This window comes from Nodularia sp. UHCC 0506 (assembly GCF_034931045.1).
Classification (GTDB): Bacteria; Cyanobacteriota; Cyanobacteriia; order Cyanobacteriales; family Nostocaceae; genus Nodularia.
Window position 1 is genome coordinate 1,067 of sequence record NZ_JAYGHH010000057.1, and the last position, 7,194, is coordinate 8,260.

Here is a 7,194-nt window from a genome sequence, read left to right on the forward strand (position 1 = left end):
CCTCTACTGAATAGTAGGAGTCAATAAACCAATCATGGGCTATTGCTTCCAAATTGATGTATATGCTAGAAATGCCCATCTCTTGTAACTGATCAATCAATCCCTGTTCTTCCAGTTGGTTGTAAACAAAATCTTCTTCGCTTTCGTACTCTCCCCTGTAATACTCTTGAAAATTTTCAACGCTGGCATCAATACTGTCATATTGATAATAAGCGGCGTAAGCTTCACCATGCTCTGATAATATTTGAGCAAGTTCCGCTAGTTTTTCTATGCTTTCGCATTCATCAAGATGAATACCATGCCAATTTTGAAAGTCATGAATTGCCCACTCTTCACAGGCTTCATAGTGGCGACAGGGCGACCAAGATAACATCCATTCGATGTCGTCTTGAATGTCTTCTGCTTCTTGTGTGCAATCAATCCACATTCCATGTAAAAAGCCATTGTTGTATGCAGATAAACAAGCCACATAAATCTGTGGTGCATCATCGTCTTGACACTCGCGCTCATGCTTGGGGAATGGTAGCAAGCAACTAGCGCCTTCAACTAGTGGTAAGTCAACGCCAGCTAGATTAATTGCTAAATCTACTGCCCGTTTTTCTCCAATGGGAAAGCTTAAAACATTACCTTCAAGGTTGCAGTTGTAAAGCTGTTCGGCAACTAATTGAGCCTCTAGTTCTGAGTTGAAGATTAGAGTGTTAGAAAACAAATTCATGTGTTAGAATCCTTGTAATGATAAGAATTCAGAAAAAGCACCTTTAGATTGGTCGTCGGGGGTGTTTTTTCTGTTGTGTATGTAAGAGTTTTGGATTTGGCGCTATGCTCTTGGGCTTCACGCTTCGGTATCGGTTCCGTTGCCGGGAGTTTTTTTGGCGCTCCATTTCCTATCTCTCACTATTCTAGTATCCCACATATATGTGGGGTTTGCAAGGGTTTCAGCCGTTTTGAATGATTAAAATATCTTATATATAGCCACATATATGTGGGATTTGCTATGATGGTTGTAGAGATAAAGAATAATCACTATGGCAAGAAACGATATTGCTACTCGCTTTAAATCAAAAGGGATAGGTGTAAAGTCTGATACAAAACCTATATCTGTAATGCTTCCAGAAGATTTAGATGCTTATGTGCGTAGCAAGTCTAACCGTTCCGAGTGGTTGCGGCGGGTTATTGCTGAGGCTGCTGCTAAGGAACAGGCTGAAGCTTCCCAGGAAGATTGATTGTGAATTTTACCCAAGCGATTTTGCAGTTCGCTACAGATAGCGATCGCATAATTCTCTAAGCAACAAATCATTTTTCTCCTCCACCAAAGATTGGATGATGCTCAATTGCTCGTTTTGAATTGTTGGTTGTTGGTATCCTCCACGTGGTTTGGCCTCAATTTGTCCGTTGTGACGATAATGACGCAACAGATTTCGCACAAAAGACAAGCTGACCTTAAATCTTTCAGCCAACTGACGTTGAGAGCCTTCCTTTCCTTCCCAAGCTACAATCACACGACGACGCAAATCACCCGATTACGATACTGATATCGAATCTAACAATCACTCCTTTCACACCTTACCGCACTTTGTGGTTCAATTACCTGAAAATTGCTGTAAAGCTGTTATATGTGGCTGGTTTACGGACTGACAGAGAAGGTTAGCTGCCACTGGCTCAGGCATAGCCACGCTACTCACAACGCCGAGAGAGGTACACCTGTTCCTTTAATACAGCAAACAATGGGTCATGCTGATATCGCCACAACTTCAGGTTACATTCATATTCGACCGGGGGATAGTAGTGCTTTGCATTTACCACGGGTGTGAACTACCCCACCGTAAGACAGACGGGGCTTCCCAATTCATCGGGAATAGCCTCAAGGACTGCGTAGTTCTATTCTCTTATTTTAAGAAAGAATACGTCTTCATATTGTGATCTTTTTGTCCCCAATAAGAGATCAGAATTCAATTTACGGTCATGTCAAGCAGTTATTCTCACACGGATACTGGTGGTCAGGTTTTGACCCCATTTCAGCGCAAACGGCTGCAAAAGGATTTGCAGGATGAAAAATTATCTCCAAGATATCGTCAGCGTATTCAAATTATGCTGTTAGCTGATGAGGGCAAAACGCAAAATCAAATCTGCGAACTATTAAAATGCTCTCGCGTAACAGCACGTTATTGGATATCACAAGCTAAATCTGGTGAAGCTCATAACTGGCAAGCTACCCCTCTTGGTAGACCCAAGGCGGTTAATCAGGAGTATAAAGAGCGTTTGCGGCAACTAGTCGGGCAGAGTCCAAAAGACTTTGGCTATTCAAAAGATATATGGACAGCTGACTGGTTAAGCAAAAGCCTGGAAAATGAATTGGATATTAAGGTAGACAAACGCCACATCAATCGACTGCTTAAAGAGATGGGGCTATCAACCCGACCAAAACCGATACGAGTTGATGACACTACCCAGGATACCAACAAGCGCATAGTGATTCGTGATCTAAATTCTGCTCCTAATGCAGATTCTGTGCCTATGTGGCCATTCAATTCTATTTCTATTGGTTGAGGTAGTAACTATGGTTAAGGAAATACTCGCATCTTTCGTTTCTGATGAACGGCTTTCAGAAATCTTAGGACTGGATCTGACAAAAAAGGAACTTGCACATCTGCGTCAACATATTGAAATCAGAGAATGTGAGCCGTTTAAACAGGTGTTCTCTTCAGGAAACGCAGACCCTGGTATTTATATCGTCCATAATGGCAAGGTTAGGTTAATTTATAGCGACAAGACAAAATCAATTTCACTCTCAAGAGGGGAATCATTCGGCGAATTGACTCTGTTTTCAGAAGAGTCTTTGATCGATTACTCGGTGAAAGCGACTAAAGATGCACCAACCCTTTGTTATATTCCCAGGGAGTACTTGCAAGACTTGTTTCGCAAGTATCCTCAAATTCGAGACCATCTTTATGATTTAGCAGTGGAGCGAGATTTTCAACTGAGAGGGTCTGATACCTTGTCAGTTGGGAGTATTAACGATAAAAAGTTGAAACCAGAGCGTATTTCCGAGAAAGAGCCTGAGAAGTTTGTGCTATTGAGGCTGTTATCTAATTTCTGGAAATATATATTAGGTTTTTTCACACCAGCTAAATCCCGAAACAACGGGAACAAAATTAGTAAAGCCTACTTTCCCAACCCTACTCAAAAGGCTGGTCATCTTTTTCGGAAAATTATTCGCCGCTATCCTTTTTTTCAACAGCAGAGTGCATCTGATTGTGGGGCTGCTTGTTTGGTGATGGTAGCTCGTTATTGGGGGAAGCGTTTTAGCGTTCACCGACTGCGTGACATTGCCAATGTTGACCGCAATGGAGCTTCCCTGGGAGGGTTATCGGCAGCAGCAGAAAGTATTGGCTTTTCTACTCGACCAGTAAAAGCTAATTTGAAAGCACTAAGTCAAGAAAATCTACCAGCGATCGCCCACTGGGAAGGAAACCATTACATCGTAGTCTATGAAGTCACAAAAAAATCCGTGATCGTAGCTGACCCAGCCATCGGTCAACGCACTCTTACTTATGCTGAATTTAAAAAGGGTTGGATGAGATATGAAGAAAGAAAGGGTTGGACTGGTTATGCTTTATTATTAAAACCCACAGCTTTAATCAAGGACACCAAGGATGATAGTACCCCTTTCTGGCAGTTTTTTGAGTTAGCTAAACCTCACGGGCTGGTATTACTAGAAGTATTTATCGCTTCGGTATTCATTCAAATTTTTGGATTAATTACTCCTATATTTACCCAAATCATTCTGGACAATGTAGTTAAACAACAAAGTCAGTTAACTTTGAACACATTTGGGGTAGGATTGGTGATTTTCAGCTTGTTCCGAGTCGCCATGACTGGACTGCGGCAATATCTACTAGACCAAACAGCTAACCGAGTTGATGTGGCGTTGATTGTCGGTTTTATTGGCCATACCTTTCGGTTACCACTGAGCTTTTTTGAGTCGCGTTATGTAGGCGACATTATTTCCCGTGTCCAGGAAAATCACAAAATTCAGCGATTTCTCACTGGCGAAGCACTATCTATTTTGCTGGATTTACTCACGGTTTTTATCTACATGGGATTAATGTTTTGGTATAGCTGGAAAATGGCACTGTTGACGTTGGTGATTGTGCCACCATTTGTTTTATTGGCACTAATTGCTACACCTTTCCTGCAAAAAACTTCCCGCAAAATCTTTAATACTATGGCTGCCGAAAGCAGTTATCTGATCGAAGCACTTACTGGTGTTCGTACAGTCAAATCTTTAGCAGTTGAACAAACTGTACGTTGGCATTGGGAAGGATTACTGCATCAGTCGGTTAAAAATAACTTTGCTGGACAGGTAATTGGTAACAGACTGCAAATTTTTAGTTCGACTATTGAAGCATTAATTACCGCAGGATTGCTGTGGTTTGGAGCATGGCAGGTAATTCAAGGTGAATTAACTTCTGGACAATTAGTTGCTTTTAATATGCTGTTGGGTAATATTCTTAATCCCTTTCAAAGACTGACAGTATTGTGGAATGAATTGCAGGAAGTTGTGATTGCAGTTGAGCGCATTTATGATGTGATTGAAGCCGAACCAGAAGAAGATTTACAATATCACTCTCGTCAATCTTTACCTCAACTTCACGGTCACATTCGCTTCCAACAAGTGACTTTCCGCTATCAGCCAGAAAGTGATAACAATGTGCTAGAAAATGTCAGTTTTGATGTTAACCCAGGTCAAACTGTGGCGCTGGTAGGACGTAGCGGTTCCGGTAAAACTACGATTTCTAAACTGATTTTAGCGCTTTACCCGCCGACAGATGGCAATATATTGATTGATGGTCAAGACATCACGAGCTTATCACTGCGATCTCTCCGGGAGCAAATTGGTGTAGTTGACCAGGATACATTCTTATTTGGTAGCACAATTCGGGAAAATATTGCGATTGGTAGACCCTCAGCGACTTTAGAAGAAATTATTGAAGCAGCGCGATTAGCTGGGGCGGATAGCTTTATTAAAAAACTGCCAATGGGTTATGAAACGCAAATTGGAGAAGGAGGGGGAATGCTATCTGGTGGACAGCGACAACGACTGGCGATCGCTCGTGCTTTATTAGGAAATCCCCAACTTTTGATTTTTGATGAAGCTACCAGTCACCTTGATTCCGAATCTGAGGAAATTATTCAAACTAACCTCGCCAAAATTCGTCAAAACCGCACCACAATAATTATCGCTCATCGTCTTTCTACAATCCGTAATGCTGATTTAATTTTGGCATTAGACCAAGGAGTTTTGCTGGAAAGCGGAACTCACGAAGAATTGATGGCAAAACGCGGTTATTACTACTATCTCAATCAAAAACAACAAGACGGGCTTTCTTAACAGTGTTCAGTTATCAGTTATTACTTATTCAAATCAAGGACTTAATAACTGATAACTGTTGATTAGCAACTTGAGTGAATAAATAATTGGTTTCATTGGGATAATTATCAAATTTGAAATTCATTACTCAAAAATCATGCCTCATACATTGAATTCAAACGGATCTCAGCCAATCAATTTGGAAGAACATAGCAAAGAAGAGTTATTTGCACAGCATTTAACTGCTACTCAAACATACAATAATGAACAACCAAATGGTCCTGATGGTTGGTCTAATAGTACCCAAGAATTACTTGATACTTTACCTCAGATTTGGACACGCGGGTTGTTATATTTTTTGGTAGTGTTTATAGCTATAGTGTTACCTTGGGCAATTTTTTACAAAGTTGATGAAACTGGTACTGCTAGAGGGAAACTAGAGCCAAAAGGAGACACTATTAAGCGGGAGGCAGATATTCAAGCTAGTGTGCTTAAGGTTCATGTCAAACAGGGTGATAATGTAAAATATGGACAAATTTTAATGGAATTAGATGATAAACCAGTTCGTGATGAAATTCAGCAGAATCAAATTAAACTAGAAGGTCAAGAAAATCGGTTAAATCAATTAGAATTGCTAAAAAATCAATTGTCAATTCCCATCAATGCCCAACAGCAACAGAACAAATCTGAAGAATTAAAACAACTGAATTTAGTTGCTCAAGCAAAACAAAATATTGATAGTCTTCAAACTCTTTACAATTTACAAAAAGAGGAAAAACTTGCTCAAGTCAGACAAGCACAGCAATCTGTTGAATCTAGTCAAAATGCCTACAATTTAGCGAAAATTCGCTTGGATGACGCTCAGAACAGAGTTAAGCGTTACCATCAATTATACAAAGAAGGTGCTATAGCACAAGATAGGTTCCAAGAAATAGAAGGGTTAGCAAAAGATAAGCTGGAGTTGCAAAAACAAGCCGATTCAAATTTCAAACAGGCTAAAATTCGTTTGCAAGAACAGCAAGAAAGCTATCGGAAAACAATTCATCAGATTCTGTCAGATATTAAGCAAGCAAATTTGCGATTAAAGGAGCAAGAGCAAGGTTATCAGAGTTTAGTTCAAGGTGGAAAAATTACTGTTGCTAGAACTGAACAGCAGCTTAATGAGTTGAAAACACAAATTACGACTTTGAAATCAGAAATTGTGCAAACGAAAACTCAAATTAAATCGTTGAATCAGCAATTAGATAAGTACACAATTCGCGCAACCTATGACGGCACAATTTTTCAACTTCCTATTCCCCGCGAAGGTGCAGTGGTACAGCCTAAACAGTTGCTTGCGGAGATTGCACCCAATGGGACTCGTCTCGTATTCAAGGGAGAAATTCCTAGTTCTGAAAGCGAGTCTTTACGCAGAGAGGAAAACAAACAGAAAGATGTCAATCTCAAGTTTGATGAGTATCCTTTCCAAGATTATGAAGTTGTCAAAGGCAAACTAACTTTAGTATCACCTAGTTCTAAAGTTACTCAAACACCTCAAGGAAATATTGTTACTTATGACATAGAAGTTGAACTAGCTCAAGATTGTGTTCAACCACAAGGTAGATGTTACCCCTTTAAGCCTGGTCAACCAGCAACAGCAGAGGTAATTATCCGTCAGCGCCGCATTATTGACTTCATTCTTGATCCATTCAAGAAGTTGCAAAAAGGCGAATTGAAACTTCGTTAATGCCAAGTTGATTTTCACTAGCTAAACGATTTTGAATTGAACCCACGGATAAATCAGGGAGTTTGACTCCCTGGAATTATTGGTCAACAAAATTTTC

7 protein-coding genes are annotated in these 7,194 nt (G+C 40.3%); 5 read left to right on the forward strand and 2 right to left on the reverse strand.

The window, feature by feature from the left end:
• Positions 1-715: antirestriction protein ArdA (locus VB654_RS22160; protein ID WP_323215965.1), on the reverse strand; the 715-nt coding region annotated here is incomplete at its 3' end.
• A 310-nt stretch (positions 716-1,025) separates the two neighbouring features.
• On the opposite strand from VB654_RS22160, the gene VB654_RS22165 reads away from it, so the two are divergent.
• The gene (locus VB654_RS22165; protein ID WP_323215967.1) at positions 1,026-1,223 is read left to right on the forward strand and encodes a hypothetical protein; all 198 of its coding nucleotides are present in this window, start codon (positions 1,026-1,028) and stop codon (positions 1,221-1,223) included.
• Positions 1,224-1,256: 33 nt separating this feature from the next.
• Here the strand turns inward: VB654_RS22165 and VB654_RS22170 are convergent, their stop codons facing one another.
• Positions 1,257-1,511, reverse strand: a complete 255-nt coding sequence (locus tag VB654_RS22170) for a helix-turn-helix domain-containing protein (protein WP_323215968.1) — start codon at positions 1,509-1,511, stop codon at positions 1,257-1,259.
• A gap of 102 nt (positions 1,512-1,613) precedes the next feature.
• Here VB654_RS22170 and VB654_RS22175 point away from each other — a divergent pair, with 102 nt between their 5' ends.
• The 4 genes from VB654_RS22175 (at position 1,614) to VB654_RS22190 (ending at position 7,097) form a co-directional block, all read left to right on the forward strand.
• Entirely contained in the window at positions 1,614-1,811 is a 198-nt protein-coding gene (locus VB654_RS22175; RefSeq protein ID WP_323215970.1) for a site-specific integrase, read from the forward strand.
• A gap of 151 nt (positions 1,812-1,962) precedes the next feature.
• Positions 1,963-2,547 carry a helix-turn-helix domain-containing protein gene (locus tag VB654_RS22180; RefSeq protein ID WP_323215973.1) on the forward strand — a complete coding sequence of 195 codons (585 nt, stop codon included), beginning with the start codon at positions 1,963-1,965 and terminating at the stop codon, positions 2,545-2,547.
• Between the two features lie 10 nt (positions 2,548-2,557).
• Positions 2,558-5,392 carry a peptidase domain-containing ABC transporter gene (locus VB654_RS22185; RefSeq protein ID WP_323215975.1) on the forward strand — a complete coding sequence of 945 codons (2,835 nt, stop codon included), beginning with the start codon at positions 2,558-2,560 and terminating at the stop codon, positions 5,390-5,392.
• A 136-nt stretch (positions 5,393-5,528) separates the two neighbouring features.
• Positions 5,529-7,097, forward strand: coding sequence for an HlyD family efflux transporter periplasmic adaptor subunit (locus tag VB654_RS22190; RefSeq protein WP_323215977.1), 1,569 nt, complete (start codon positions 5,529-5,531; stop codon positions 7,095-7,097).
• Positions 7,098-7,194: the final 97 nt, after the last annotated feature.